The sequence below is a fragment of the Lysinibacillus sp. NPDC093712 genome, assembly GCF_050280025.1.
Classification (GTDB): domain Bacteria; phylum Bacillota; class Bacilli; order Bacillales_A; family Planococcaceae; genus Lysinibacillus.
The window spans coordinates 470,945-497,004 of sequence record NZ_JBNNUU010000004.1 but is presented as its reverse complement, the minus strand read 5'-3'; the positions used below and the strand labels follow the sequence as shown (position 1 = coordinate 497,004).

The following is a 26,060-nucleotide window of genomic DNA, read 5'->3' as shown; positions in this document are numbered from 1 at the left end:
TGGCAAAGAGGTCACACCCGTTCCCATACCGAACACGGAAGTTAAGCTCTTTAGCGCCGATGGTAGTTGGGGGCTTCCCCCTGTGAGAGTAGGACGTCGCTTCGCTTGTTTTTTTACGTGGAGGATTAGCTCAGCTGGGAGAGCATCTGCCTTACAAGCAGAGGGTCGGCGGTTCGAGCCCGTCATCCTCCACCATTTTAAAAACTTAAAGTAATATTGTCGCGGGGTGGAGCAGTGGTAGCTCGTCGGGCTCATAACCCGAAGGTCACAGGTTCAAATCCTGTCTCCGCAACCAAATTATGGTCCCGTGGTGTAGCGGTTAACATGCCTGCCTGTCACGCAGGAGATCGCCGGTTCGATCCCGGTCGGGACCGTCTTTTTTTTATGCCGGTGTAGCTCAGTTGGTAGAGCAACTGACTTGTAATCAGTAGGTCGTGGGTTCGACTCCTATCGCCGGCACCAGCCCTTGGAGGGGTAGCGAAGTGGCTAAACGCGGCGGACTGTAAATCCGCTCCTTAGGGTTCGGCGGTTCGAATCCGTCCCCCTCCACCAGTTTTATTTAATAGGGGCATAGTTCAACGGTAGAATAGAGGTCTCCAAAACCTTTGGTGTGGGTTCGATTCCTACTGCCCCTGCCAATTTTTTTAGATTAAACTACTGTTATAGTTCATATGGCGGTTGTGGCGAAGTGGTTAACGCATCGGATTGTGGTTCCGACATTCGTGGGTTCGATTCCCATCAGTCGCCCCATATAATAATATTGGGGTATAGCCAAGCGGTAAGGCAACGGATTTTGATTCCGTCATGCCCTGGTTCGAATCCAGGTACCCCAGCCATTTTTTATTCATAATATGAGCCATTAGCTCAGTTGGTAGAGCATCTGACTTTTAATCAGAGGGTCGAAGGTTCGAGTCCTTCATGGCTCATCATATTTGCGGGTGTGGCGGAATTGGCAGACGCACTAGACTTAGGATCTAGCGCCGCGAGGCGTGGGGGTTCGACTCCCTTCACCCGCACCATTTATTTAAATTTCATAATTGCCAGGATAAATAATCTTATGCACATGCGGAAGTAGTTCAGTGGTAGAACACCACCTTGCCAAGGTGGGGGTCGCGAGTTCGAACCTCGTCTTCCGCTCCAAATGTGCCGGGGTGGCGGAACTGGCAGACGCACAGGACTTAAAATCCTGCGGTAGGTGACTACCGTGCCGGTTCGATTCCGGCCCTCGGCACCATTTTTAATAAAATTAAGCGCCCGTAGCTCAATTGGATAGAGCGTCTGACTACGGATCAGAAGGTTGTGGGTTCGACTCCTGCCGGGCGCGCCATAAAAAGATAAGATAGACAGTAACGGAATGTAGCTCAGCTTGGTAGAGCACTTGGTTTGGGACCAAGGGGTCGTAGGTTCGAATCCTGTCATTCCGACCATCTTTTAAAATTGGGGCCTTAGCTCAGCTGGGAGAGCGCCTGCCTTGCACGCAGGAGGTCAGCGGTTCGATCCCGCTAGGCTCCACCATATTTATTTATTTCCGGAGGTATACCCAAGTCTGGCTGAAGGGATCGGTCTTGAAAACCGACAGGCGGGTAACACCGCGCGGGGGTTCGAATCCCTCTACCTCCTCCATTTTCTTTTTCCGGGTCAGTAGCTCAGTTGGTAGAGCATTAGATTGAAGCTCTAAGTGTCGGCGGTTCGATTCCGTCCTGACCCATCTTTTTTTGCGGGTGTAGTTTAATGGTAAAACCTCAGCCTTCCAAGCTGATGTCGTGAGTTCGATTCTCATCACCCGCTCCAAAGAGGGCCTATAGCTCAGCTGGTTAGAGCGCACGCCTGATAAGCGTGAGGTCGATGGTTCGAGTCCATTTAGGCCCATTATAAAATTTTTCCGAAGTAGCTCAGTTGGTAGTAGCACCTGACTGTTAATCAGGTTGTCGCAGGTTCGAGTCCTGCCTTCGGAGCCATGGCCCCTTGGTCAAGCGGTTAAGACACCGCCCTTTCACGGCGGTAACACGGGTTCGAATCCCGTAGGGGTCATCTAGTAAAGCATGTAGCACATTGTTGCTACGTGCTTTTTCTTTGTAATTTTTCAAGTTATTTACTTAGTTCTTATAAAATTTTGATGAAGAATTTTCGACTGTCGGTTTAAATTTGAACAAAGTATTTCATATATAAAAGATGTATGTTTTCTGATGGATTTTTTCGTGGTGAATTTATTTCTATTCATCTAATATGAGGTTAGATGGAGGAAAACGACATGAAACTACAAGAGATACAACGTTTTTTAACACTTTATCAAATGGAGCAAAATGAGTCTGCCCAATGGCTAACAAATAGATTACAGCAAGTTGAAAAAGAGGGAGTATATATTCCTTCAACAGAGGAGCTTACTTTTGGCGCTCGGGTAGCCTGGCGTAATAGTAATAAATGTATCGGAAGATTGTTTTGGCATTCACTGCATGTTGAGGATGCACGCGATGTTTTACATGAGCAAGGAATATTTGAGAAGCTGCTGCATCATATTCGGTATGCGACAAATGGTGGTAAAATTCGCCCAACAATAACGGTATTTGCATCTGGAAGAGTAAAGATTTGGAATCATCAGCTTATACGTTATGCTGGCTATGAGACAGAAGCTGGCATCGTTGGTGACCCACATTCTGTGCCATTTACAAAAGTATGCGAATCATTAGGTTGGCAGGGTGAAGGAACAGCATTTGATGTACTACCACTCGTTATACAGGTGGATAATCGTCAACCTCAATTATTTACAATTCCACGTGAAGATGTATTGGAAGTTGCAATTCGCCATCCTGAGCATCCGCAGGTGGAGAAACTAGCGTTGAAATGGTATGCGGTGCCGATTATTTCAAGCATGCGCTTTCAAATGGCAGGTATTGATTTTCAGGCCGCTCCTTTTAATGGTTGGTATATGGGAACAGAAATTGGGGCACGCAATTTAGCTGATCATGATCGTTATAATATGTTACCGAAGATTGCTGAAATTTTTGGTCTCGATACAACAAAGCAGGCATCGCTTTGGCGTGATCGTGCATTAGTTGAATTAAATATTGCTGTTCTGCATTCCTTTAAAGAAGATGGTGTAAGTATAGTCGATCATCATACTGCTGCACAGCAATTTAAGCTATTTGAAGAGGCTGAGCAGAAGGCAGGCCGTGACTTAACAGGCAACTGGACTTGGTTGATTCCGCCGTTATCTCCTGCAACGACACATATTTTTCATAAGCCTTATGTCAATGTTTATAATACACCAAATTATTTTTATCAGAAACCGCATTACTAAACGTAAAGAGGCAACTCATAGATGATGAGCTGCCCAGACTGTAGACAAACTCGAAGTTTTTCGAATTTGTCTATAGTCCTTTTTTATTTAAAACTAATATAGGGATGACTACTGCCGTTGATTTCCGCTACGGGCGGGCGCTTTCCGCGGGCACAACGTAAGCCGCAACCCTCGCTAACGCGCGGTTTGTTGCGTCTTACGTACTGTGCTGTTCCAGCAGGAGTCGCCCGTCCTCCGCTCCAATTAACTAGTGTCAACACGCTCTTTCAAAGGAAAAAATGAAAATACAGTACGATTATCGCACTTATGATTATATATGATAGTCGTCTGCTTTAATCATTAAACAAATTTAGAGGTCTACTGCCGTTGATTTCCGCGGGCACAACGTAAGCCGCAACCCTCGCTAACGCGCGATCTGTTGCGTCTTACGTACTGTGCGTTCTGAGCCGGAGTCGCCCGCCCTCCACTCCAATCAACTTCAAACAGCTTCAAACAGCTTCATAGAGAGGGGATGCTCGAAAAGTATGGCAAGACGAAAGTAAGAACCCATTTTTCACAATAAAAATAACAAAAGGGATTAAGATTTCTATTCTTAATCCCTTTTGTCGACAAGCTCGGCAGCTCATAGTATGATGAGCTACCTTTTTTTAATTTATATATTCATTTCTAGAAGCTCTAAACGAACAGAAGAATAGTAATGCCGCAACGACAACAAACAGCCATCCAGCTGTATCCCAGCCGCCAAATAAATCATGTAAGTAACCAAATAAAATAGGACCTACTGCGGCTAATAAATAGCCTAATGATTGCGCAAAGCCAGATAAATCTGCTGCCTCAAATGCCGTACGTGTACGAAGTGTAAAGAACATCATTGCAAGTGAAAATGAAGCACCACCTGCTAAGCCTAGCAATATCATCCACAATACAGCAAGACTAGTCCATTCCATGACAAGGCCAGTAAAGCCGATGAAATAAAAGGCAGTAAACATTAAAACGAGGGGTCGCTGTGATGTCATTTTACTAGCGATAATCGGTACAGCTAAAGCCATAGGTACTTGTGAAATTTGCATGATGGAAAACATCCAACCTGCACGATCTGCGGCTATACCTTGTGCAATATAGATTTCAGGAATCCAAGCAGCGGTTGTATAAAATAATAATGATTGAAAACCCATCGCGCCAGTGACTGCCCAAGTAACTGGTGATTTCCACAATGGTATACGTTCTTTCGTAGCGGCTACAGTTGGTTCAGGCTTATTAAATTTTAATTGTGGAATCCAAATAAAAATCGTCACTACGACAAGGGCTAGAGCGATTGCAAGTGCACCTTGCCAGCCAAGAGATGCATTGGCTATGGGATAACTAATACCAGCACCAATTCCAGCTGTTAAATTCATGGACATTGTGAAAAATGCCATCAGTAATCCAACATGATAAGGGAATTTCATTTTAAGTAGCCCTGGAATTAGGACGTTGCCAAATGAAATAGCTACACCTATTATCATTGTACCAAATACGAGTAATCCAGTAGTTCCAAGTGAGCGCAGTACAATTCCTAGCGCTAATAAAATCGTTGATATAAATAGTGTTAATTCAAGACCCAGTTTTCTTGCAACTAATGGGGCAATAGGTGACACTAGCGCGAATGCAAGCAATGGAATTGTTGTTAGAAAGCCTGCAAGTACGTTAGATATACCGAGATCCTCACGAATGAAGGAAATAATTGGTCCTACAACCGTTAATGGCATACGTAAAGTCGAAGCAAGAAAAATTACACCGATGACTAATAAGAGCGTTGTGCCCTTCCAGTTAATCTTTCTGCTAGGAAAAGTAGATTCCTCGTTAGTTGTCAAAATAAGTACCTCCCTGATAGAACAATTATAATTCGAACCACTATAACACTTTATCACATCAATAAAAATAGTAGAATATTCATAAAATACAGAACATTAATCGTTTTATTGAAATGTCTTAGGTCGTATGTTAAACTAAGACACATCATAAATTTAATAATTATATGCCTCATGTTTGTATTGAGGTAGAGGTCGCGGTATTTATAAGTAAGCTAATGGAAATGACAAGCATTGAAGATGTTAGCCGAAAGGAAATATTGCCGAAGTGTGAGGGGACTTGAAAACCTCATGCTGGGGCTGTCTCCGAAAGGAACAGAACTGTCACGTTGGACAACGTGTTGTGCTATCATTTTTAAGAAACAGAGGATTTACTTAGCCATCACAACGTTCATGTGATGGCATTTTTTTGCCTCTTAGAAAAGGAAGGAAGCTTTAACGTGAGTGAGATAAAAACTAATCAGCTCGGTCATAAAGCACCAGAGTTGAAAAAAGAATTAAAAAGCCGCCATATAACAATGATTTCGTTAGGCGGTACGATCGGAACTGGGCTATTTCTTGCAAGTGGTGGTGCTATAGCGCAGGCTGGACCAGGTGGTGCACTTCTTGCTTACGCATTAATCGGCATTATGGTGTACTTCTTAATGACAAGCTTAGGTGAAATGGCTGCTTATATGCCTTCATCAGGTTCATTTAGTACGTATGCAACAAAATTTGTAGATCCAGCGCTTGGCTTTGCGCTTGGCTGGAACTACTGGTATAACTGGGCGATTACAATTGCCGCTGAAATTGCAGCAGTTTCTCTTATAATGAAGTACTGGTTCCCAGACAGCTCTTCGGCACTATGGACAGTCATATTTATTGCGATTGTACTAACATTTAATTTACTATCTGTAAAAAGCTATGGTGAAAGTGAATATTGGTTCGCAATGATAAAAGTTGTGACTGTTATTGTTTTCATTATCGTCAGCCTATTGATGATTTTTGGTATTTTAGGTGGGCAAGCTCCTGTAGGCTTTACGAATTTCTTTATAAGTGATGGACCATTCCACGGTGGCTTCCTTGCTACATTCGGAATATTTCTAGCAGCAGGCTTCTCGTTCCAAGGAACAGAGCTGTTAGGGATAACTGCTGGGGAAACTGATGATCCTGGTAAAAATATTCCGAAGGCTGTTAAGTCTGTCTTTTGGCGTATTATTTTATTTTACATTTTAGCCATTGCAGCAATTGGGATGTTAATTCCATTTACAGATGCTCGTTTACTGTCTGAAGATATTGCTGTTTCACCATTCACATTAGTGTTTGACCGCTTAGGAATTGCCTTTGCTGCTTCATTAATGAATGGCATTATTTTAACGGCGATGTTGTCTGCAGGTAATTCTGGATTATATGCATCATCACGTATGTTATGGCAATTAGCAGTAGATGGACATGCACCTAAGATTTTCGCTAAGCTAAGCCGTCGCGGAATTCCAATTTACGCATTACTGTTGACATTAGCAGTAGGTTGCTTGGCATTTTTAGCATCATTCTTTGGTGATGGCGTTGTCTATATGTGGCTTTTAAACGCATCTGGGATGTCAGGCTTTATTGCATGGCTTGGTATTGCCTTTAGTCATTACCGCTTCCGTAGAGCTTTTGAAGCACAAGGCATAGATCCCAAATTACTACCTTATAAAGCAAAGCTATATCCATTCGGGCCACTCTTTGCATTTACAGTGTGTATGATTGTTGTAATTGGTCAAAACTACACAGCTTTCACAGGCGATTCAATTGACTGGTACGGCGTCCTTGTTTCATATATTGGTATACCGCTGTTTATCGTCTTGTGGTTGGGCTATAAAATAAAACATAAAACGAAAATGATTCCACTGCAAAAGTGTGATTTAAAAGTAGAAAAATAGAAATAAAAGCTGTCCTATTAATTATAGGGCAGCTTTTATTTATTTGCCGTTGATTTCCGTTGTGTGCGGCGCAGGAGACTGATTTTAGCTTGGTAAATTGTTTGAGAATTGTTTGAGTGCCTGGCACTTTTAAAAAAACATATGGTAAGCTATATAAAGACAGGATAAAAATGTAAAACTGTGCAAGCAGATGGGAATTAAAGATAATGCTTTATTGAAAAGAGGTGCCTAAACATGCAAAAACATATATTACTTGTTGAAGACGATGAGACCATAAGAGAAATGGTTGACAAGTTTTTAACAATGGAGGGCTTTGCCGTTACATCCGTTACAAATGGTGAAGAAGCAGTGCAAATTTGTTTAAGTAAAACGTTTGATTTAGTTATTTTGGATATTATGATGCCTAAACTAGATGGCTTAGAAGTGTTAAAAATAATTCGAGAAAAAGAAGCGCTACCTATTATTATGATGTCGGCAAAAGACAGTGATGTAGATAAAGCATTAGGTCTTGGATTAGGAGCGGATGATTATATTGCAAAGCCATTTTCCATGTTGGAATTTTCAGCGCGTGTGAAAGCTGCAATAAGAAGGGCCACACAATATTCAAGCCCGATGGAGGAAATGAAGGGGACATTGACTATCGGTAACTTGGTGATTGATGTCGTTAATTTCTCAGTTGAAAAGGACCAACAACAGGTGAAGCTAACTTCAAAGGAATTCGCTATTTTAAAGCTATTTATTACAAATCGTAATCGTGTATTTACTAAACAACAAATCTATCAACTCATTTGGAATGATGAATATTATGGTGATGAAAATATTATTAATGTGCATATAAGAAGATTGCGAGAAAAAATTGAAGATGACCCTTCCAACCCAAAGCATATTAAAACACTTTGGGGAATTGGCTATAAATTAGAGGGCTAGGCGTATGATATTATTTCTATCTACCATTATTCTTTTTCTCTTAGCAATCATTCTTTTGCAGTTGAAAAGAAAACGTGAGCAAAACGTTACACTCAGATACATGCACACCAAACTACAAGCCATTATGAACGAACAATCAAACGAGAAAATTTTAGTTGCTACTTCGAATCAAGAACTACAGCAACTGCTTACTACTATAAATACATTACTGAATGATACGCACAAAATATTAGCCAAACATCGAAAAACGGAAAGTTCAATGAAAAAGATGCTTGCCAATATTTCGCATGATTTAAAAACGCCATTAACAGTTGTGCTAGGCTATACAGAAATGTTGCAGCTACAACATTCGGCAAGCGATGCAGAACGCAATCGTTTACTTTCAGGTATCCATGTAAAAACGGAAGAAGTACTCCAGCTTATCTATACTTTTTTTGATTTGGCAAAAATTGAAGCGGGCGATACAGACTACCCAATAACAAAAGTAAACGTAAGTGAAATTTGCCGAAAAAATATTTTGTCATTTTACGATATGGTGATGTCAGTGGGCCTTCATATAGACATTAACATACCAGAAACTCCGATTTATGCTCTAGGCAACGAGGATGCGTTAGATAGAGTATTGAACAATTTAATCGCCAATGCGATTGCTTACGGGGCTGAAGGTCGTGTAATTGGGCTAACAGTAAGAAATGACGCTACCGATGTTTATATTAATGTCTGGGATTGTGGGAAAGGTATTGATGAATATCATATAGACAGCGTATTTGAAAGGATGTATACGCTTGAAGACTCAAGAAATAAATCATTTCAAGGTAGTGGGCTAGGTCTAACGATAACAAAGCGACTTGTAGAAATAATGAATGGTACAATCCAACTGAAAAGTATTCCTTATGAAAAGACAGTTTTTACGGTTTCATTAAAAAGAATGATGTACTAATCTCTAGCCCTGCCTGTAGAGCTAAAAATGCTCTAGAGGCTTTTCTTCTACTCTTAAGGAATTTGTAAGAATCAAGTAATAAAATAGAGAGTTTTACTTCTTATAATAAAGGAAGCCACATATGAGGGAGAGGTTTAAATGGCGTATATTGTGAAAACAAATCAGCTTACAAAGGTTTATGATGGAAACGAAGTGGTTTCCGCAGTCAATATGCATGTTAAGAGAGGAGAGATATATGGTTTTTTGGGTCCAAATGGAGCGGGGAAAACAACAATTATGAAAATGTTAACTAATCTGGCCAAATCGACAAGTGGGGATATTGAAATCTTCGGTGAAAAATTAACGGATCGATCGTACGAAATGCTAAAAAGAATGGGTACAATCATTGAATATCCCATTTTCTATGAAAAGTTAACAGCACAAGAAAACCTCGAATTACATTGCGAATATATGGGCTATTACGATAAAAACGAAATCGGCCATGTTCTTGATTTAGTAAAGCTAACAAATGTGGATCGCAAAAGAGTAAGGGATTTTTCGTTAGGAATGAAACAACGTTTAGGTATTGCACGTGCGATAATGACTAAACCAGAGTTACTAATTTTAGATGAACCTATTAATGGACTTGACCCAATTGGTATAAGAGAGCTAAGAGAATTATTCAAAATGTTAAGTAAAGAATATGGCATTACGATTATTGTTTCCAGTCATATTTTAGCTGAAATTGAGCAAATGGCTGATACAATTGGGGTCATTAATAATGGCAGGTTAATTGCTGAAGTTTCGATGGAACATGTAAGGCATAGTCAAACAGATTTTATTGAACTAATTGTCAGTGACGGAAAAAAGGCTGCCTTTATTTTAGATAGTCAATTACACATCACCAATTTTAAATGCATTGATGAGCGCTGTATTCGAATATACGATATGTCCATGTCACAAAAAATACTATCTAAAACGTTAATAGAACATGATATTGAAATTGAAGAGATTAGTAGGAAAACAAGTTCTTTAGAGGATTATTTCTTGAAATTAATTAATGGAGGTGGCATCCATGCTTAATTTAATGCGTTTAGAGATGAAAAAAAACCATTTAGGCTCGTATGTGACAGCTGCTATTATTGCCAATGTCGCTATATTAGGTTTTATGTTTATGATTTTAGTTATTTCAAAAATTGAAGGTGACGCTGGTTTAGAAAACTATCCTATCGCTTTGACAGTCATTGATTCTTTTGTAAGATGTGTATTTATTATTTTTGCAGCTACATTAATTGCAAAACTTATTATTGGCGAATATAAAAATAAAACAATAATAACTGCATTTATGTATCCTATAAATAGAAAAAAACTAATCGCGGCAAAGCTTGCCATTGTTATTTTATTTACATTCAGCGCTATTATCTTTTCAAATATATTTATTACAGTAATTTTTCTTATGATTAGCGAGAACTTTCAATTAATCCCAGATACTTTGACAAATGCAATGATTATGCAGCGCATTCCTTCAGTAGTAATGAATGCTGTAGCGGCATCCGGTATGGCCCTTATTCCATTGTATTTTGGTATGAAAAAATACTCCGTGCCAACAACAATACTGTCATCTCTTTTAATCGTGATGGTTGTTTCTTCAAATACAGGCACATTTTCTTTGAATGATATTATCGTAATCCCCATAACATTAGCAATTCTAGGTATAGTTATTGCCTATTTAGCAATTCGCAACATCGAAAAGGTAGATGTTTAATAACATAAGTAAAGCCCCTGTATGAAAATACCATACAGGGGCTTCAAAAAGGCCTGGGGAAGCCTGACGAACCTTATTTATTAATTATTCTCAGGTACATTAGACGTTGCATAGACTTCTACAGAAAGCTTGGCAGGTGCCGTTAATTTAGCAAAGCTAATATACAATAGGAAAGAAACCGCACCGCCAACAATCCATGCAATATCCAATCCATCTAGCATTTTTGCGATAGGCCCCACATATAACTCCGTATTAATAAATGGAATTTGAATAAAGATGGTTAACAAGTAAATAATCATTGTTGGTATATTAATTTTCCCGAAAATGCCATCCTTTTTGTTGAACTCATCTGGAGGATAATGTACTCTCTTTAAAATATAAAAATCAGTTAATGTAATCATACTCCACGGAATGATAAAGAATAATATAAATCCTAAGTATAATTGGAAATTAGCCATAAAATTGCTAGAGCTCCAAGTGGCAATAAGGGCAATAATGACACCAATTGCTATGGAAGTAATTGTGCGCAATCTAGCAGATGTTTTAAACGTTAGAAAGTTACTCGCAATCGATAAAATAATAATACCTGCTCCATAAATATTTAAGGAGTTAATAACGAGGACACCAAGAGATAACAGTAATGCAATGATGAAACCTAATGAGCCCATATCTTTAATTTGTGCCATAACATTACCATTCACAACCATAGTGGCAATGGCAGCTCCTAAAACCATCAACCAAACTGAACTTGCAAAGCTTCCAAGATAACTATAAGTAAATACCTTCTTAGATTGTGATGGATGGATAAATCTTGAATGGTCAGATACATACGGACCATACGTAATTTGCCATGTTACACAAATGGAAGTCATTAATAAAAACTGGCTGAAAGAAAAATTACCTGCATTTAAAAGATCCATTGAAACATTCGCTAAAATCATAATAGATAAAATAATAAATACCACTGTAAAGCCAATTGTATAGATTTTCATCGACTTTTGAAGTAAGCCTTGTCCAAAAATAGCTAGAAGCACCATTGGAATAAGACTTACGATAACCGTTACATTCATATTAAGGCCTAGTGTTTCCTGCATGCCTTGTCCGACTAACACGGTATTTGTTGCGCCGTAGCCTAAATACATGATGAGAATGATTAACATAGGCAAGATAGCCCCGAAGTATCCGAATTGTGCTCTACTTTGTACTACTTGTGGCAAACCTGCTTTCGGACCAGTAGCAGAATGGAGTGCCATAATTGCAGCTCCAATGCCATGTCCTAATAGGATAGCAACGAGTGACCACCAAAAATTTAACCCTAATACGATAGCTAGAGATCCTGTTACAAGTGTTGTAGAAACTGTACTTGCGGCAAACCATGTGAAAAATAGCTCTTTAGCAGTGCCATTACGCTGTTCTAAAGGAATATGTTCATAACTAATTTCCTCGATAGAATTGCTCATAGATACCCTCCCTCTTATTAATTATTTTCAATATAATAATAGTGTTTTAAATTTAAACAGTTACTTTTAATGATGGCCAGTAAGCAGATTGAATTGAAATAACTTCATTAATTGCTTTCTTTTCTACTTCGTTTACAAAATCCGGATACCCTTGGGAATCTTGGAACGGATCTTCTACATCACTTTTCACACCACATAATTCTTCAATAATGCGCAATGTACAAAATGGAACATAAGCATTACTGTAACCACCTTCATGACAAAAGACGATTTTTCCATCTGTATGCTTGTTTGCTAAGGTCATCATGATTTTCGTTAAATCTGCAAAGCCTTCAGCAGTCATGTTCATACGTCCAAGTGGATCGAACATACCCGGATCTTGTCCAGCAGAAATAATGATTAGCTCTGGTTTATAATCGCTCACTATTGGCTCCACAATAGACTTAAATGCTTCAATATAGCCTGCATTTCCTGTACCTGGTGGAAGCGGAATGTTCACGTTAAATCCTTTTCCGTCAGCCTCACCTACGTTCTCTGCATAACCTGTATTATTAGGGAAACTTAAATGCTGATGAACTGAGAAGAATAAAACACCATCAGTGTCATAGAATGCACTTTCTGTTCCGTTGCCATGGTGAACGTCCCAATCTAACACCATAACTCTTTCTAAATTGTATTTTTGCTTTGCGTATTTGGCAGAAATGGCAACGTTATTGAAAATACAGAAGCCGATGCCTTTTGCAGCCTCTGCATGATGGCCAGGTGGGCGAGTTAATGCATAAACATTATCGACTTCACCATTCATCACAACATCAACAGCTTTTAAAGCGCCACCAGTTGAAAGTAGAGCAATTTCATAAGACCCTCTACCAACAATGGCATGATCTCCAGCATCGCCACCAGTTGTATCGCTTAAATGCTTCACTTTATCTACATAGTCCTTTGTATGGAACATTTCAATTTCCTCACGTGTTGCAGAACGTGGCTCAATTTGTTCTAATTCTTTCATTAGGCCACAACGATTAAGTAAATTATTAATTCGTCTCTTTGTTGAAGGATGTTCGACAAACACATCTGTTTCTAAGTAACCACCCGAAGGTAAATATAATGTACCGCTTCCGTTGTCGTGCCAGAAATAACTTTCGTCAAAAATATAACCTGTTTTCATCATCAATTCCGCCCCTTTGTTTAAAAAATAATACCGATTTGCACCTTGTAACACCCCTTATCAAGGTGGGAAATGGTACTTACAGTTATGAAAATACTAGTTGAGGGAGATTTTTTCTTAAAATGAATATCAGTCATCTTCCTTGGGATAAAATTAAATGAATCTCGTTCATTTGTCAAACTAATTTTTAAAAATTATCAAAATTAAATAAATTTTTCAGTTTCATTATAGGAAATAATAATTTTTGGATAAAAGAAAGAGGTTGAATTCTATTTTTGTTTGGATTACAATTTGTAAAAATTCATGATTTTTTAGGGGGCGCATAATGGATAAGGAAAAACGTATCGTAACCTCTGCTATTCAATTGTTTAAAGAACAAGGTATCGACAAAATAAAAATAGCTGATATTGTAAAAAGGGCAGGTATTGCACAAGGTACTTTTTATTTGTACTTCCCTTCAAAAATGTCACTTATGCCCGCTATTGCGAAAGTAATGGTCGACAATATGTTTGAAGCAATACAAAAAAATGTGGATGATCAAGCGCCACTAATTGAAAAATTTACTCAATTAGTAGATACAATATTTATGATGACGAGAGAGCATAAGGAACTTGTAGCAATTATTTATGCTGGATTGTCGGCCTCTGATTATTTAAAAGACTGGGTAAATGCGTATACACCTTACTATAATTGGCTAAGAAATGAGCTGGACAGCGCAAAGTCAAAGGGGGAAATTTTAATAGCAGTTGATTCTTATGCAACGTCAAAGATGGTGTTTGGATTAATCGAGTCTGCTGCTGAACGTGCATACTTATTTGATTCCAAAGATGAAGAGCTTATTAATGAGGATAAAAAAGATTTATTAGAATTTATTTGTAATGCGTTAGTTTTAAACAAGGCTGTTACAAAATAAGCGAACAGAGATAAAATATATTACAGTGAATTTTTGATATATAGTTGGAAATCTATAAACTGTCTTGTTTATAGTAATACGTTGCTATAAACAAGAAAAGTATGTGTTCGAAATCCGAATTTAAAAGCGGATTTTTACTAAATTTTCTTGTAGGTTCTTTTTTGTAGTAAAAATGAATGAAGTTCAGTCATTATTAACGGAGGGTTTTTTTATGGGAAAAGCTTGGTTGTATGTAGGGTTAACTAGTTTTTTTGAATTAATATGGATTTATGGTTTCAATGTGGCTTCTCATTGGTGGGAATGGCTATTGATCATTATATTTATAGGGCTCGATTTGCACTTTTTATCAAAGGCATGCGAGAAATTACCAACTGGAACAGTGTACGCAATATTTGCAGCAATTGGCACAATGGGCACGACCTTAATGGATATTTTAATTTTTAATCAAGTAGTCAGTATCGGTAAGCTTTTCTTTATTTTTATATTGATTATAGGTGTTATTGGCTTAAAAGTTTCTGATACCATCGAAGAGAATAAACGTACAAAAGAGGTGATATAGTATGGGATGGCTTTTTGTTTTTTTAGCTGCATCGAGTGAACTTGTGTCTGTCATTGGTCTGAAAAAATATAGCACGAAAAAGGGATTTATCAGCATGCTGCTCTATGTAGGGGGATTTGCTGCGTCACTTAGCTTTTTATATAAATCATTTGAATTTTTACAAACGAGTACGGCTTATGCAGTATGGATAGGCATTGGTACGGCAGGGGCAGTTTTAATCAATATGATGTTTTTTGGTGAGTCAAAAAGTAAAGGCCGCTTAGCAAGTGTATGCTGTATCATCATCGGAGTCGTAGGGTTAAAGGCACTTTCTTAAAATTCAGAAGGCATGGTGTCCCTCTCATAAAAGCAGTCCGAGCAGGAAATGCTTTTATGTGACAATAGTGAAAATTTAGCAGAGAGCACAAGTTGAGGGTTGCGGAGGCGGTGACTCCTGCGGGAACAGCACAATACGTAAGACGCAACAAACCGTGCCATAGCGGACATCAATGGCATAGTAAAAAAGTGTTAGATTGATCGCAATCAATCTAACACTTTTTCTCATTTATCCTAGTATCATTATTTAAGCAAATAGCGTTTCCCATAATAAGTAGAGATTTAACGCAACTACTATTACAACGACAAACCAACCGAGAATTGTTGTAATACGGTGATTGACCAAGCTTCCCATAATGTCCTTTTTACTTGTAAACATCACAAGTGGGACAAGAGCAAAAGCAATACCGAATGATAAGATTACTTGACTTAACACAAGTGCATAGGTTGCATTGACACCTGCTGCAATAATAGCCAAAGGTGGAATCATTGTAATCGCTCTACGTAAATATAGAGGGATTTTTCGCTGGATGAAGCCTTGCATAACAACGTCACCTGCTAATGTCCCAACAGAAGAGCTTGCAAGCCCTGCAATGAGTAATCCAAGTCCGAAAGACACAGCGGCCATAGGTCCAAGAGCTTCTCGTAAGCCATTATAGGCGATATCTAAATCCTCGACTACTAAGCCTTGCGTATGGAACACTGCTGCTGCAATGATTAGCATGCTCATGTTAATCGCACCAGCAATAATCATTGCAATCACAATATCGATAAACTCAAACCGGAAAATACGTCGTTTTTCATTGTCATTACGACCAACCACACGATTTTGTGTTAAGGAAGAGTGTAGATAGATTGCGTGTGGCATAACAGTAGCTCCTAATATACCCGTTGCAAGTATTAGTGAATCGACACCATCAAATTGTGGTGTCAGCATTCCTAAGGTAACTTCGCCCCAATTCGGTTGGGCTAAAAATGTTTGGAACGCAAATGCTAGCACAACAATTAGCACCATACCCGAAATGCCCGCTTCAAAAGCTCTAAAGCCTCTACGTTGTAGCTCTAAAATTGCAAAAGAACCAATTGCAGTAATAAGTGCGGCGGGTAGCATCGGAATATCAAATAATAAATATAGACCGAGGGCAGCACCGATAAATTCAGCGAGGTCGGTTGCAATGATTACAAGTTCAGCCTGTATCCATAAAAATATAGAAGTTTTTTTAGAAAAATTCTCCCTTGCTACTTCTGGCAAGTTTTTTCCGGTAGCAATACCGAGTTTTGCAGATAAAGATTGAATCAGTACAGCCATTAAATTAGAAAAGGCAATAACCCAAAGTAATAAATAACCATACTGCGAGCCAGCGGTAATATTTGTGGCAAAGTTGCCGGGATCTATATAGGCAACCGCTGCAATAAATGCCGGACCTAGAAAGGGTAAAATCCGTCGCCAGCCTTTTATGTCTCCATCTAAAACAGCTTGGGCTGCCGGTTTTGTAATTTGTTTATAGGCCATCTTGTTCCCTCGTTTCACAAAGTATCGTAAATGAAATAAAGTTTCCTATGGGAAAATAATAATACTACTATTCTATAGCTAGAACTAAAAAATGTGAAGAAGTTTGCTCATATTTTTTTTTGTAAATTTTGAAAATCGCCGATAAAATGAGCTGAATCGCTGTTGAAACGGTGGAAATCGCCACTAAAGCCAGCCAAATCGCCAGTAAACCAGTGGAAATCGCCACTAAAGCCAGCCGAATCGCCAGTAAACTAGTGGAAATCGCCACTAAAGGCCAGCCAAATCGCCAGTAAACTAGTGGAAATCGCCACTAAAGCCAGCCAAATCGCCAGTAAACCAGTGGAAATCGCCACTAAAGCCAGTCAAATCGCCAGTAAACTGGTAAGAATCGCCGATAATCCACGCCGAATCGCCGATAAACAGCTGATAAAAGCTTGTCTCTGAGAATAAGAAAAAAATTTACGAAAAACCGGGCAATATCTTCTTTACTTTTTTTATTTACAGGCGTAATATGACATCATTATAAAAGTTTCAAATTTCTAAATCGCTGAAGCAATTAAACGCGGGGGACCCAATTTTAGTGGATTGTGTAAACAATTCTTGGGGTGAATCTCTTTTTGAAGAGTAGGGCTACTCAGGCCCGAATCCGACAGCTAACCTCGTAAGCGTTAAGAGCAGAAAAGTTGGAGCTTGTCAGACGTTAGAGCGTCTACAAGTCGTATTTAGTGATGACTTGTAGACGTTTTTTTGATGGCATTCTATACGAAAAAGCCCCAGTAGATATAAAGAGACCGATTATGCGAAAGGTGTAATCGATTTAGAAATGCGAAACACACTCTATGAATCTAGAAGGTGTTAAGGATGAAATCCTCATTCAAACGGTATGTTATCGGTAAACCATTGAAATCCGATGCATTAGGGGAACAAAAGCTTAGTAAAACAAAGGCACTGGCCATATTATCTTCTGATGCATTGTCATCAGTTGCATACGGTCCAGAGCAAATTTTAATTGTACTCATGACTGTCAGTACGGTTGCCTTTTGGTATTCGTTACCGATTGCGGCAGGGGTAGTGGTGCTGCTTGTGGCACTAACTTTATCGTATCGACAAGTTATTTTCGCATATCCACATGGTGGTGGGGCATATGTAGTGTCCCGCGAAAATTTAGGTGTGAATGCAGGTCTTGTAGCGGGTGGGTCATTACTCGTTGATTATATTTTAACTGTCGCAGTAAGCGTATCGGCAGGGACAGATGCTATTACTTCAGCATTCCCAAGTTTGCATGCTTATAACGTTCCGATTGCTGTGTTTTTTGTTATTTGTTTAACGATTTTAAATTTACGTGGGGTTACGGAATCAGCGTCTATTTTAGCGTACCCTGTTTATTTATTCGTCGTTGTGATGTTAATGCTCATTGGCATAGGAATCTATAACGTAGCAACAGGGCAAGTGCCTGCTGATTTACATCCTAAAATTGGAACGCCAGTTGCGGGCATTAGTTTGTTTTTATTATTAAAGGCATTTGCCTCAGGAAGCTCGGCATTAACTGGTGTAGAGGCAATATCTAATGCAATTCCAAATTTCAAAAGTCCTGCACCGGTTAACGCAGCAAAAACGCTATTAGCGATGGGGAGTATTTTAGCAGTATTATTTATTGGCATTGTAAGCCTAGCTTATTTCTACGGAGTCGCTCCAAATGCACAAGCAACGGTTGTTTCGCAAATTGCCGAAGCGAGTGTGGGACGCAATGTATTTTATTATATTGTGCAAGGAACAACAGCAATGATTTTAGTGCTTGCTGCGAATACAGGCTATTCAGCATTTCCTTTACTGGCAGTCAATTTATCGAAAGACGGCTTTATTCCAAGAATATTTCAAATCCGTGGCGATCGACTTGGCTATTCAAATGGGATCATGATGCTTGGGCTTGCAGCTATTGTGCTTATTATTTTGTTTGATGGCACAACTGAGCATTTAATTCCACTCTATGCAGTAGGTGTATTTATTCCATTTACATTAGCGCAGTCTGGGATGATGCGTAAATGGTGGCGTGAAAAGCCTAATGGCTGGGTTATGAAATTTGTTATCAATACAATAGGGGCAGTCATTTCTTTTGTAGTGGCGATGATGTTTTTTGTCACAAAACTACCTCAAGTATGGCCAGTATTTATCTTTTTACCGCTTATTATTTGGATGTTTCATCGCATTAAGCATCACTACAATGCAGTCGGGGAACAACTACGACTAAATGGAGAAGCATTACCAAAAGTAGAGGGTAATGTCTTTGTCGTACCAGTCGCGGGTATTACGAAAGTGGTGGAAAATTCACTGCATTATGCGCAATCTTTGAATGTTGATAAAATAATAGCCTTTTATGTAGCATTCGATCAAGCGGATGCAAAAGCCTTTGAAGAAAAGTGGAAAGCGTGGCAACCAGATGTGCGACTTGTCACTTACTATTCGCCATATCGTAGCATTACACAGCCTTTGAGAAAGTTTATCGATAAAGTGGAACACCAATATGCGAAATCGGACTACCAAGTAACAGTCGTTATACCGCAGTTTTTACCGAAGAAAGGGTGGCAGCATATGCTACACAATCAATCTAGTCTATTAATTCGAACATCGCTGTTATTTCACAAAAATGTCGTCATTATGACTGTACCTTTCCATTTATCGAAATAATGACTAGCAAGGTCGAAAATAGTCTGATATAATCAGAGCATTGATTGAAAACACGAACGTTTACGCCAAAAAAATGCGTAAATACCATTAAATTCCGAAAATTTAAACTTTGTTTGGTTGTAGATATAAGCCTCTGCCGAATGAAGTAAAGTATCAGCTTATTATGCATATTCATATTGAAATTATAAAAATGGATATTTATAATAAGGAAGTTCATACAGCTTAATACTATTTCACTCATATAATAGCGAGAATATGGCTCGTAAGTTTCTACCGATTTACCGTAAATGAATCGACTATGGGTAGCATTGTTTTAGAAAATTCATACTAGAGATGATGTTTTCTATTTATTTCGACGTTTATGCGCTGAATGCCTTGCTCCACTCGTAGATGAATGGAATCAAAGTATTTAGCGCTTTTTTTTATTATTATAAGAAAGAAGGAAAACAGCAATGAAGTTATTACATGACAAAATTAAGCAGGAAGGTAAAGTTTTATCTTCGTCTGTATTAAAAGTTGACTCTTTTTTAAACCACCAAATCGATCCACTACTTATGAAAGAGATTGGGCATGAGTTTGCAAATCGATTCTCTGATGACATCATTACCAAAGTATTAACAATCGAGTCTTCAGGTATTGCACCTTCTGTAATGCTAGGACTTGAAATCGGTGCTCCAGTAGTATTTGCACGTAAACGTAAATCTTTAACATTATCAGACAATCTTTATTCTTCAAAAGTACATTCTTTCACAAAAAACGAAACAAATGAAATTTCAGTATCTTGTAATTTCTTAAATAAAGATGACAATATTTTAATTGTCGACGATTTCTTAGCAAATGGTGAAGCGGTAAAAGGCTTACTTGATATTGCAGCTCAAGCAGGTGCAACTGTCGTTGGTGTCGGTATTGTCATTGAAAAAGGCTTCCAAGACGGCGGTAAATTATTACGTGAACAAGGTGTACGTGTAGAATCATTAGCAATTGTGGATTCTTTAGAAGATGGTAAAGTAACGTTTGCCACGGAGGATCGTGCATAATGAATGCCTTTAAGTCAACTACGCTAGCTATTCAACATTTACTTGCGATGTATGCAGGTGCTATTTTAGTACCGCTTATTATCGGTGGGGCTTTAGGTTTTGATTCAAAGCAAATGACTTATTTAGTAGCAATTGACATAATGATGTGTGGTATCGCAACATTACTTCAAGTGTATTCAGGCAAGTTTATCGGTATTGGTTTACCAGTAGTTCTAGGTTGTACTTTTACAGCGGTTAGTCCAATTATTGCAATTGGGACAAACCCTGAACAAGGTATTACAGACATCTATGGTTCTATCATTGCATCAGGTTTAATTGTAATGGTAATCGCAGGCTTCTTCGGTAAGCTTGTGAAATTTTTCCCTCCAGTTGTAACAGGTTCGGTCGTATCAATTATCGGTATTTCTCTATTACCTGTTGCATTAAACAATATGGCGGGTGGACAAGGCGCAGCAGATTTCGCATCGGGTTCGAATGTTGCTTTAGCATTTATTACTTTAGTTATTATTCTAGTCGTTTATCGCTTTACAACAGGCTTTGCTCGTGCAATTTCAATTTTAATTGGATTAGTTGCAGGGACGGTGTTAGGCGCATTTATGGATAAAGTGGATTTTACGCCTGTTTCAGATGCTGGTGTATTCCACATGGTGCAGCCATTCTATTTTGGAATGCCAACATTTGATGCGACAGCAATCCTTACAATGACGCTTGTAGCAATGGTTTCTTTAGTAGAATCTTCAGGTGTTTATTTTGCACTTAGCGATATTTGCAATAAAAAACTAGATTCAAAAGATTTAGCACGTGGTTATCGTTCAGAAGGGCTTGCTTCTGTTATCGGCGGTATTTTCAATGCCTTCCCATATACAACATTCTCTCAAAACGTAGGACTTACTCGTATGTCAGGCGTAAAAGATCGCAAAGTCATTTACCTAACAGGTGCCTTCCTTGTAGCACTTGGCTTCCTACCAAAGATCGCAGCGTTAACAACGATTATTCCAACATCTGTACTAGGTGCGGCAATGTTGGCGATGTTCGGTATGGTAATTACTCAAGGTATGGGTATGCTTGTCCCTGTTATGAATGAATCAGCAGAAAACGCGATGATTGCAGCGATTGCTGTAGGTCTTGGTGTAGGTGTATCAGTTGTTCCAGATATTTTCGCATCATTACCACCAGCAGTAGCTATTTTAACGTCTAACGGTATCGTCTGTGGTTCTGTAACAGCGATTATCTTAAACATCTTATTCAACATGATTGGGCCAAAACATAAAAATGACCCAATGCATGGGTAGAATTAAATAAACGTTCATTGAAATTTGATGCGCTAAATATTGTCACCTTCTTTATCTATTAATATAGATTGAGGAGGTGGCATTTTTTTATGCTAAATGAGTATAGGCTGTTCAATAAATCAACTATTAGGGTAAGGGAAACTCAGTAAAAACTATGTATATTAAAGGCATAATGCAACCAAGTTCTTTTGGACATTAACCTGAATGTGAAGGTTAAAACTAAAAACGCTCAGTGTTACAATCTGAGCGTTTTTGCTTGCTGTTTACATAATTTATTTGTTGAATTCATTGCACTTCATCGTTTACTCTTCAAAAATGGAGTCCATTAAACTCGTATACTCGAAGTTATTTGTAGTGTTCCAGGTATTTCCCCTTTTCAAAAATTTCTTGCGCGCTTAATGCTGTCCAATCTTCTGGGGTTTTATCAGGATTCAAGTCAAGATAGGATTTAACCATCTTGTAGCCTTCACTGTAACCGTAAGCATACGGTAACCCTTTTCCGCCATATAATATTTCTAATGTGCGATTAAAATCGTATTTATTTAAATCAGGTTCAACTTTAGACCATAATTTCTTGTCGTAAGTCAAAGTCGTTGATGTATAACCGTAGTCTGGGTAAACGGACTTTTTAAACATTTCAGCTTTTCCTTCAAAGACTACATTATCCAAAATAGAAGCCCAGTCATCCTTCCTAAAATATTTTTCTGCCCAAACGCTGTGATGGTATTCATGGGCAACAGTTAACTTTATACTATCATCCATTTCACTTGGATAAGGGAGGATAATTTTCCCTGCACCAACTGTGAACGGGTCCATATAATTTTTAGAGTAAGGGAAGACGCAAACTGCTACATCACTTTGAGAGGGTAGGAGGTCTGCTGATTTTAATAGAGATTCTTGAATGATTTGATTGATTTCCATTTTACGAGTGTCCATTTTATCACTTATCACTTGTAAATCTGTTAATCCAGTAGGAGCCGTATTAAGAATGGTTTCTGCCATATGAAAGTATTCTCCATTTTCAAAGCAATCCTTGTAGATGGGTTGAATGATTTCTTTATTATAAAGTTCCAAGGTTTCCGAGGTTGAAAGATTCGGATTATCTTTGACCTTTTCAATATACGGAGAAAACAGTTGATTAACATGAATGATTTTGTACTTTTGTTTGGTCTGCGGGTGTTCAAATGCGAACACAATCTCTTTGTAATCTATTTTTTGCTCTTTCTCGGGAATATTCCTACCTTTTTCAGTTTGTATGCAGGAAGTAAGTATCAATAGTAATAGACATAGAATAAATACGTTCCCTATTATAAATTTCAACATTCTCCTCCTCTGAAAAAAAGTTAATAATTATTTATAATTCCAATTATAACATATAATACCATATTAAATGATGATTGAAGATAAGCTTTTTATGTACTTTTAGTGCAAATTTTCTTTTCCGCCTATAAAAACAAGACAAGGGAAATTGAACAAGAGTCTAACTCTCGTTTAATTTCCCTTGTCTTGAAGAAATGATGGCGTACAAAGTCGCTCAAATCAATTATTCTGTTCAGTCAGCTTGACCTAATTTAAAGAGCAATTTTATCAATCTGGTTGTGGTGTCGTCCAATTGGCACGACTGATGGAGAATTTGAAACTGGGTCTTCGATAACCATACAGTCGAGTGCGAATATATCTTTAATTAAACAATTTGTAATAATGTCAGATGGCTCGCCTTCCGCTACTAGCTTGCCTTCATGTAGGGCGAAAATATAATCTGCATAACGTGCTGATAAATTAATATCATGTAACACCATGACAATGGTCGTACCATACTTACGATTTAAATCTGTCAGTAAATCTAAAATTTCTACTTGGTACGTAATGTCTAAATATGTTGTAGGCTCATCCAAAAATAAAATATCGGTCTGTTGCGCTAATGCCATTGCAATCCATACACGCTGTCTTTGACCACCTGATAATTCATCAATATGGCGATCAGCAAATTCCGTAATGTTCATCATTTCCATCGCTTCTGCTACAGCCTCATAATCCTTTTTTGACCAACCTTTTAAAAAGCTATGATGAGGAAATCTCCCTCTACCAACTAAATCCGCAACCGTAATTCCCTCTGGAACAATAGGTGATTGTGGTAATAAACCTAGCACTTTAGCAAGTTGCTTCGGAGGCATTTTTTGAATTGGTTGCCCATCTAACGTCACTTGTCCGGAAGTCGGCTTAATTAACCTCGCCATCGTTTTCAAAAGTGTGGATTTCCCGCAGCCGTTTGCACCAATTATAATACTAATTTTATTGCTAGGAATCGTTACACTCACATCTTGTAAAATCGTTTTATTTTCGTAACCGGCAGTTATTTGTTCCGCTCGAAATGTATGTGTTGGCTTCATATTATAAATCTCCTTTTCGATTGATACGAATTAATAAATAAATTAAATACGGTGCACCGATAATCCCTGTAATTACGCCAACAGGATATCTGGTCTCAAATGCGAACTGACCTATTAAATCTGCAGCTAATACTAAAATAACCCCAACCAAGCCAGCAGGGACGATATTTGAAAAGCCTACGCCCACAATTTTTTTGGCAATTGGACCTGCTAAAAATGCAACAAATGCAATTGGACCGGCAGCAGCTGTAGCCAACGCAATCATTAAAACCGAGCTAAGCAAGAGCACCAATCTCGTTTTGTTCGTATCAACCCCAAGTGATGTCGCTGCTTGCTCACCGAGCTCTAATATTTCTAATCTACTAGCAAAATAAATAACAATTGGTGTACAAATACAAACTGTTATGATTAATGGATAAAGGTTCTCCATTTTTGCGCCGTTCAAACTGCCACTTAACCAACGCATAGCTGAAGGGAGGTCATGTGTATTACCAATGATCATTAAGTAAGAAATAAAAGCATTTAACATCGCTTGAATACCAATACCTATTAAAATTAATCGACCGATTGAGAACGAGCTACTTTTTGATAATAAAAAGATAACGATAGCAGTTAAAAGTCCGCCAATTACAGATGCAATCGAGACGAATGCATTACTTGCATGCAGGACAATAATACAAAAGACAGCAGCAGCGCTAGATCCAGCAGTAATCCCAATGACGTTAGGATTAGCCAATGGATTCCGTAGCATCGTTTGGAAAACGTAGCCACCAACACCGAATGCAAAGCCTGAAAATAGTCCAACTAACATCCGTGGTAATCTGATTGTACCTACAGCAAAGGACGCACCTTTGACATCCTCACCTAAAAGTACGCCTACAACATCCTTGACTGGATAAATTGTATTGCCAAGCATGAGCATTAAACTCATAAGTACAATAGAAATAACTGTTAGCAAGCACGTCATGAGTAGGAAACGACGTTTTCGTTTCATTCTTGAGCTATAAATAGAATTCATTGTTTCATTCATCATAATGCACGCATTTTCGCTTTCATTGTAATAAAAATTAATAGAGGAGCTCCAATGAAGGCCGTAACAATACCTACTTCAAGCTCACTTGGACTCCCTAATAGTCTTCCGCACACATCCGCAATCGTTAAAATAATAGCCCCAGCTAATGCAGAAAGCGGAATAACATAACGCACATCTGGACCGATAATTAATCGAATTAAATGAGTCGCCAACAATCCGATAAATCCGATTGGTCCAGCTAATGCCGTTGCCACACCGCATAATAAAACGCCACCAAATGAAGCGAGAAGTCGGATTGTCCCAGTTTTTACACCTAAGCCAGTCGCCACTTCATCTCCTAGTGCTAGAGCATTTAATGCAGGTGCAGAGAAGATAGCTATACAAAGACCAATTATTAAAAACGGAATAAACAGTGTGATATTATCCCAGCTACCTGAACCTACACTACCAACTTGCCAAAATCTAAATTGATCCATAACATTTGTACGTGGAATCATAACGGCCACTACTAGTGATGATAATATGGCACTCGTAGCAGCTCCTGCTAAGACGAGCTTTATCGGTGTTGCTCCTCCACTACCAATTGAACCAACAGTAAATACAAAAATAGCGGTAATCATTGCACCCACTATTGCCAGCCAAATATATTGATTTGCAGAACTAATATTAAAAAAGGCAATCCCGCAAACAACGAATAAAGATGCCCCTGTATTTACTCCTAATATACTTGGATCCGCAATAGGATTACGCGTTACTGACTGCATTAAGGCACCTGAAACACCTAAAGCAGCACCACACATAAAGCAAAAAATCGTTCGAACAATTCTTTGTCGAACAACATTTGCCTCATGAGAAGCAACTTCTGAATGAAATAAACCATCCAGAAGTTGAGTCCAAGTAATCATCCGAGAACCAAATACAAGCGATGCGATTACACTAAGGCAAAGTAATATTGCAAGCAAAATGATAAGCTTACCAAAGTTACGTGGCATCAATACATGCTTATTTTCTGAAACGGATGTATTCAGCATA

Annotated in this window: 21 protein-coding genes, 21 tRNA genes, 1 rRNA gene and 3 riboswitches; of the genes, 34 read left to right on the top strand and 9 right to left on the bottom strand. The window is 38.6% G+C overall.

The genetic code is table 11. The features are described from left to right. The 23 genes from rrf to ACQKNX_RS17765 form a co-directional block, all read left to right on the top strand. Window positions 1-105 (top strand): 5S ribosomal RNA (rrf, locus tag ACQKNX_RS17875); the annotation flags it as partial. Window positions 106-119: 14 nt separating this feature from the next. After that, window positions 120-195: transfer RNA gene (locus ACQKNX_RS17870), tRNA-Val, on the top strand. Window positions 196-220: 25 nt separating this feature from the next. Beyond that, window positions 221-295: transfer RNA gene (locus ACQKNX_RS17865), tRNA-Met, on the top strand. Between the two features lie 6 nt (window positions 296-301). Further along, window positions 302-374, top strand: a tRNA-Asp gene (locus tag ACQKNX_RS17860). 12 nt (window positions 375-386) lie between these two features. Beyond that, window positions 387-462 (top strand) — tRNA-Thr (locus ACQKNX_RS17855). Between the two features lie 6 nt (window positions 463-468). Continuing rightward, window positions 469-552, top strand: a tRNA-Tyr gene (locus ACQKNX_RS17850). Window positions 553-564: 12 nt separating this feature from the next. Beyond that, window positions 565-638, top strand: a tRNA-Trp gene (locus ACQKNX_RS17845). 36 nt (window positions 639-674) lie between these two features. Next, window positions 675-750: transfer RNA gene (locus tag ACQKNX_RS17840), tRNA-His, on the top strand. 11 nt (window positions 751-761) lie between these two features. Continuing rightward, window positions 762-836: transfer RNA gene (locus ACQKNX_RS17835), tRNA-Gln, on the top strand. 17 nt (window positions 837-853) lie between these two features. Continuing rightward, a tRNA-Lys gene (locus tag ACQKNX_RS17830) sits at window positions 854-926 on the top strand. A gap of 8 nt (window positions 927-934) precedes the next feature. Beyond that, window positions 935-1,019, top strand: a tRNA-Leu gene (locus ACQKNX_RS17825). Between the two features lie 46 nt (window positions 1,020-1,065). After that, window positions 1,066-1,140: transfer RNA gene (locus ACQKNX_RS17820), tRNA-Gly, on the top strand. A gap of 5 nt (window positions 1,141-1,145) precedes the next feature. Continuing rightward, a tRNA-Leu gene (locus ACQKNX_RS17815) sits at window positions 1,146-1,234 on the top strand. A gap of 16 nt (window positions 1,235-1,250) precedes the next feature. Next, a tRNA-Arg gene (locus ACQKNX_RS17810) sits at window positions 1,251-1,327 on the top strand. Window positions 1,328-1,350: 23 nt separating this feature from the next. Further along, window positions 1,351-1,427: transfer RNA gene (locus tag ACQKNX_RS17805), tRNA-Pro, on the top strand. Between the two features lie 12 nt (window positions 1,428-1,439). Next, window positions 1,440-1,515, top strand: a tRNA-Ala gene (locus ACQKNX_RS17800). 15 nt (window positions 1,516-1,530) lie between these two features. After that, a tRNA-Ser gene (locus ACQKNX_RS17795) sits at window positions 1,531-1,623 on the top strand. A 12-nt stretch (window positions 1,624-1,635) separates the two neighbouring features. Then, window positions 1,636-1,708 (top strand) — tRNA-Phe (locus ACQKNX_RS17790). A 9-nt stretch (window positions 1,709-1,717) separates the two neighbouring features. Beyond that, window positions 1,718-1,791 (top strand) — tRNA-Gly (locus ACQKNX_RS17785). A 4-nt stretch (window positions 1,792-1,795) separates the two neighbouring features. Then, window positions 1,796-1,869: transfer RNA gene (locus ACQKNX_RS17780), tRNA-Ile, on the top strand. A gap of 12 nt (window positions 1,870-1,881) precedes the next feature. Then, window positions 1,882-1,958: transfer RNA gene (locus tag ACQKNX_RS17775), tRNA-Asn, on the top strand. 1 nt (window position 1,959) lies between these two features. Continuing rightward, window positions 1,960-2,031: transfer RNA gene (locus tag ACQKNX_RS17770), tRNA-Glu, on the top strand. 220 nt (window positions 2,032-2,251) lie between these two features. Next, window positions 2,252-3,298, top strand: coding sequence for a nitric oxide synthase oxygenase (locus ACQKNX_RS17765; protein ID WP_427430027.1), 1,047 nt, complete (start codon window positions 2,252-2,254; stop codon window positions 3,296-3,298). 647 nt (window positions 3,299-3,945) lie between these two features. Here ACQKNX_RS17765 and ACQKNX_RS17760 read toward each other — a convergent pair. Then, complete coding sequence (locus ACQKNX_RS17760; RefSeq protein ID WP_427430026.1) at window positions 3,946-5,151, bottom strand: CynX/NimT family MFS transporter; 1,206 nt, start codon at window positions 5,149-5,151, stop codon at window positions 3,946-3,948. 178 nt (window positions 5,152-5,329) lie between these two features. Continuing rightward, window positions 5,330-5,505: riboswitch (Lysine riboswitch) on the top strand. 83 nt (window positions 5,506-5,588) lie between these two features. Between ACQKNX_RS17760 and ACQKNX_RS17755 the strand changes: the two genes are divergently transcribed. The 5 genes from ACQKNX_RS17755 to ACQKNX_RS17735 all read left to right on the top strand — a co-directional run bounded on the left by ACQKNX_RS17755 (window position 5,589) and on the right by ACQKNX_RS17735 (window position 10,663). Further along, window positions 5,589-7,052 carry an amino acid permease gene (locus ACQKNX_RS17755; protein ID WP_427430025.1) on the top strand — a complete coding sequence of 488 codons (1,464 nt, stop codon included), beginning with the start codon at window positions 5,589-5,591 and terminating at the stop codon, window positions 7,050-7,052. A 234-nt stretch (window positions 7,053-7,286) separates the two neighbouring features. Beyond that, the gene (locus ACQKNX_RS17750; RefSeq protein WP_427430024.1) at window positions 7,287-7,979 is read left to right on the top strand and encodes a response regulator transcription factor; all 693 of its coding nucleotides are present in this window, start codon (window positions 7,287-7,289) and stop codon (window positions 7,977-7,979) included. A 4-nt stretch (window positions 7,980-7,983) separates the two neighbouring features. Beyond that, window positions 7,984-8,919 (top strand): sensor histidine kinase, encoded by a 936-nt coding sequence (locus ACQKNX_RS17745; RefSeq protein ID WP_427430023.1) that lies wholly within the window; start codon window positions 7,984-7,986, stop codon window positions 8,917-8,919. A 138-nt stretch (window positions 8,920-9,057) separates the two neighbouring features. Beyond that, entirely contained in the window at window positions 9,058-9,981 is a 924-nt protein-coding gene (locus ACQKNX_RS17740) for an ABC transporter ATP-binding protein (protein ID WP_427430022.1), read from the top strand. After that, on the top strand, window positions 9,974-10,663 hold the full coding sequence (locus ACQKNX_RS17735) for an ABC transporter permease (protein ID WP_427430021.1): 690 nt from the start codon (window positions 9,974-9,976) through the stop codon (window positions 10,661-10,663). Before ACQKNX_RS17740 ends, ACQKNX_RS17735 begins: the two co-directional genes overlap by 8 nt. Before the next feature lie 80 nt (window positions 10,664-10,743). Here the strand turns inward: ACQKNX_RS17735 and ACQKNX_RS17730 are convergent, their stop codons facing one another. After that, on the bottom strand, window positions 10,744-12,123 hold the full coding sequence (locus tag ACQKNX_RS17730) for a purine-cytosine permease family protein (protein WP_427430020.1): 1,380 nt from the start codon (window positions 12,121-12,123) through the stop codon (window positions 10,744-10,746). Between the two features lie 52 nt (window positions 12,124-12,175). Beyond that, window positions 12,176-13,294 carry a class II histone deacetylase gene (locus tag ACQKNX_RS17725; RefSeq protein WP_427430019.1) on the bottom strand — a complete coding sequence of 373 codons (1,119 nt, stop codon included), beginning with the start codon at window positions 13,292-13,294 and terminating at the stop codon, window positions 12,176-12,178. A 322-nt stretch (window positions 13,295-13,616) separates the two neighbouring features. On the opposite strand from ACQKNX_RS17725, the gene ACQKNX_RS17720 reads away from it, so the two are divergent. From ACQKNX_RS17720 to ACQKNX_RS17710, 3 genes are all read left to right on the top strand, one after another. After that, entirely contained in the window at window positions 13,617-14,204 is a 588-nt protein-coding gene (locus tag ACQKNX_RS17720; protein ID WP_427430018.1) for a TetR family transcriptional regulator, read from the top strand. A 211-nt stretch (window positions 14,205-14,415) separates the two neighbouring features. After that, a complete protein-coding gene (locus tag ACQKNX_RS17715; protein ID WP_427430017.1) occupies window positions 14,416-14,763 on the top strand; it encodes a DMT family transporter in 348 nt (115 codons plus the stop codon). Window position 14,764: 1 nt separating this feature from the next. After that, entirely contained in the window at window positions 14,765-15,079 is a 315-nt protein-coding gene (locus tag ACQKNX_RS17710; RefSeq protein WP_401011234.1) for a DMT family transporter, read from the top strand. Window positions 15,080-15,325: 246 nt separating this feature from the next. Here ACQKNX_RS17710 and ACQKNX_RS17705 read toward each other — a convergent pair whose 3' ends face one another. Together ACQKNX_RS17705 and ACQKNX_RS17700 are read right to left on the bottom strand one after the other, a co-directional pair. Then, window positions 15,326-16,591: an Nramp family divalent metal transporter gene (locus ACQKNX_RS17705; protein WP_427430016.1), complete on the bottom strand. Its 1,266-nt coding sequence runs from the start codon at window positions 16,589-16,591 to the stop codon at window positions 15,326-15,328. A gap of 67 nt (window positions 16,592-16,658) precedes the next feature. After that, window positions 16,659-16,859 carry a hypothetical protein gene (locus ACQKNX_RS17700; protein ID WP_427430015.1) on the bottom strand — a complete coding sequence of 67 codons (201 nt, stop codon included), beginning with the start codon at window positions 16,857-16,859 and terminating at the stop codon, window positions 16,659-16,661. A 267-nt stretch (window positions 16,860-17,126) separates the two neighbouring features. Further along, window positions 17,127-17,273, top strand: a riboswitch (cyclic di-AMP (ydaO/yuaA leader). Window positions 17,274-17,452: 179 nt separating this feature from the next. On the opposite strand from ACQKNX_RS17700, the gene ACQKNX_RS17695 reads away from it, so the two are divergent. From ACQKNX_RS17695 to ACQKNX_RS17685, 3 genes are all read left to right on the top strand, one after another. Further along, window positions 17,453-19,276, top strand: a complete 1,824-nt coding sequence (locus ACQKNX_RS17695) for an APC family permease (protein ID WP_427430014.1) — start codon at window positions 17,453-17,455, stop codon at window positions 19,274-19,276. 217 nt (window positions 19,277-19,493) lie between these two features. Further along, window positions 19,494-19,595: riboswitch (purine riboswitch) on the top strand. Between the two features lie 133 nt (window positions 19,596-19,728). Further along, window positions 19,729-20,313 (top strand): xanthine phosphoribosyltransferase, encoded by a 585-nt coding sequence (locus ACQKNX_RS17690; protein WP_340821307.1) that lies wholly within the window; start codon window positions 19,729-19,731, stop codon window positions 20,311-20,313. Next, window positions 20,313-21,605, top strand: a complete 1,293-nt coding sequence (locus ACQKNX_RS17685; RefSeq protein WP_427430013.1) for a nucleobase:cation symporter-2 family protein — start codon at window positions 20,313-20,315, stop codon at window positions 21,603-21,605. Before ACQKNX_RS17690 ends, ACQKNX_RS17685 begins: the two co-directional genes overlap by 1 nt. 345 nt (window positions 21,606-21,950) lie before the next feature. On the opposite strand, the gene ACQKNX_RS17680 is transcribed toward ACQKNX_RS17685, so the two are convergent. The 4 genes from ACQKNX_RS17680 to ACQKNX_RS17665 form a co-directional block, all read right to left on the bottom strand. Next, window positions 21,951-22,928 carry a DUF2268 domain-containing putative Zn-dependent protease gene (locus ACQKNX_RS17680; protein ID WP_427430012.1) on the bottom strand — a complete coding sequence of 326 codons (978 nt, stop codon included), beginning with the start codon at window positions 22,926-22,928 and terminating at the stop codon, window positions 21,951-21,953. A gap of 248 nt (window positions 22,929-23,176) precedes the next feature. Further along, window positions 23,177-23,995 carry an ABC transporter ATP-binding protein gene (locus ACQKNX_RS17675; protein WP_427430011.1) on the bottom strand — a complete coding sequence of 273 codons (819 nt, stop codon included), beginning with the start codon at window positions 23,993-23,995 and terminating at the stop codon, window positions 23,177-23,179. Window position 23,996: 1 nt separating this feature from the next. Beyond that, window positions 23,997-25,028: a FecCD family ABC transporter permease gene (locus ACQKNX_RS17670; RefSeq protein WP_427430010.1), complete on the bottom strand. Its 1,032-nt coding sequence runs from the start codon at window positions 25,026-25,028 to the stop codon at window positions 23,997-23,999. Continuing rightward, on the bottom strand, window positions 25,025-26,059 hold the full coding sequence (locus ACQKNX_RS17665) for a FecCD family ABC transporter permease (protein WP_427430009.1): 1,035 nt from the start codon (window positions 26,057-26,059) through the stop codon (window positions 25,025-25,027). The genes ACQKNX_RS17670 and ACQKNX_RS17665 overlap by 4 nt, the downstream gene beginning before the upstream one ends. Between the last annotated feature and the right edge of the window lies 1 nt (window position 26,060).

Excerpts from the sequence above, each read along its gene's own strand:
- ACQKNX_RS17765 (WP_427430027.1), top strand. The coding sequence starts at position 2,252 with ATGAAACTACAAGAGATACAACGTTTTTTAACACTTTATCAAATGGAG.
- ACQKNX_RS17750 (WP_427430024.1), top strand. The coding sequence starts at position 7,287 with ATGCAAAAACATATATTACTTGTTGAAGACGATGAGACCATAAGAGAA.
- ACQKNX_RS17745 (WP_427430023.1), top strand. The coding sequence starts at position 7,984 with ATGATATTATTTCTATCTACCATTATTCTTTTTCTCTTAGCAATCATT.
- ACQKNX_RS17740 (WP_427430022.1), top strand. The coding sequence starts at position 9,058 with ATGGCGTATATTGTGAAAACAAATCAGCTTACAAAGGTTTATGATGGA.
- ACQKNX_RS17735 (WP_427430021.1), top strand. The coding sequence starts at position 9,974 with ATGCTTAATTTAATGCGTTTAGAGATGAAAAAAAACCATTTAGGCTCG.
- ACQKNX_RS17730 (WP_427430020.1), bottom strand. The coding sequence starts at position 12,123 with ATGAGCAATTCTATCGAGGAAATTAGTTATGAACATATTCCTTTAGAA.
- ACQKNX_RS17725 (WP_427430019.1), bottom strand. The coding sequence starts at position 13,294 with ATGATGAAAACAGGTTATATTTTTGACGAAAGTTATTTCTGGCACGAC.
- ACQKNX_RS17720 (WP_427430018.1), top strand. The coding sequence starts at position 13,617 with ATGGATAAGGAAAAACGTATCGTAACCTCTGCTATTCAATTGTTTAAA.
- ACQKNX_RS17715 (WP_427430017.1), top strand. The coding sequence starts at position 14,416 with ATGGGAAAAGCTTGGTTGTATGTAGGGTTAACTAGTTTTTTTGAATTA.
- ACQKNX_RS17710 (WP_401011234.1), top strand. The coding sequence starts at position 14,765 with ATGGGATGGCTTTTTGTTTTTTTAGCTGCATCGAGTGAACTTGTGTCT.
- ACQKNX_RS17705 (WP_427430016.1), bottom strand. The coding sequence starts at position 16,591 with ATGGCCTATAAACAAATTACAAAACCGGCAGCCCAAGCTGTTTTAGAT.
- ACQKNX_RS17695 (WP_427430014.1), top strand. The coding sequence starts at position 17,453 with ATGAAATCCTCATTCAAACGGTATGTTATCGGTAAACCATTGAAATCC.
- ACQKNX_RS17690 (WP_340821307.1), top strand. The coding sequence starts at position 19,729 with ATGAAGTTATTACATGACAAAATTAAGCAGGAAGGTAAAGTTTTATCT.
- ACQKNX_RS17685 (WP_427430013.1), top strand. The coding sequence starts at position 20,313 with ATGAATGCCTTTAAGTCAACTACGCTAGCTATTCAACATTTACTTGCG.
- ACQKNX_RS17680 (WP_427430012.1), bottom strand. The coding sequence starts at position 22,928 with ATGTTGAAATTTATAATAGGGAACGTATTTATTCTATGTCTATTACTA.
- ACQKNX_RS17675 (WP_427430011.1), bottom strand. The coding sequence starts at position 23,995 with ATGAAGCCAACACATACATTTCGAGCGGAACAAATAACTGCCGGTTAC.
- ACQKNX_RS17670 (WP_427430010.1), bottom strand. The coding sequence starts at position 25,028 with ATGATGAATGAAACAATGAATTCTATTTATAGCTCAAGAATGAAACGA.
- ACQKNX_RS17665 (WP_427430009.1), bottom strand. The coding sequence starts at position 26,059 with ATGCTGAATACATCCGTTTCAGAAAATAAGCATGTATTGATGCCACGT.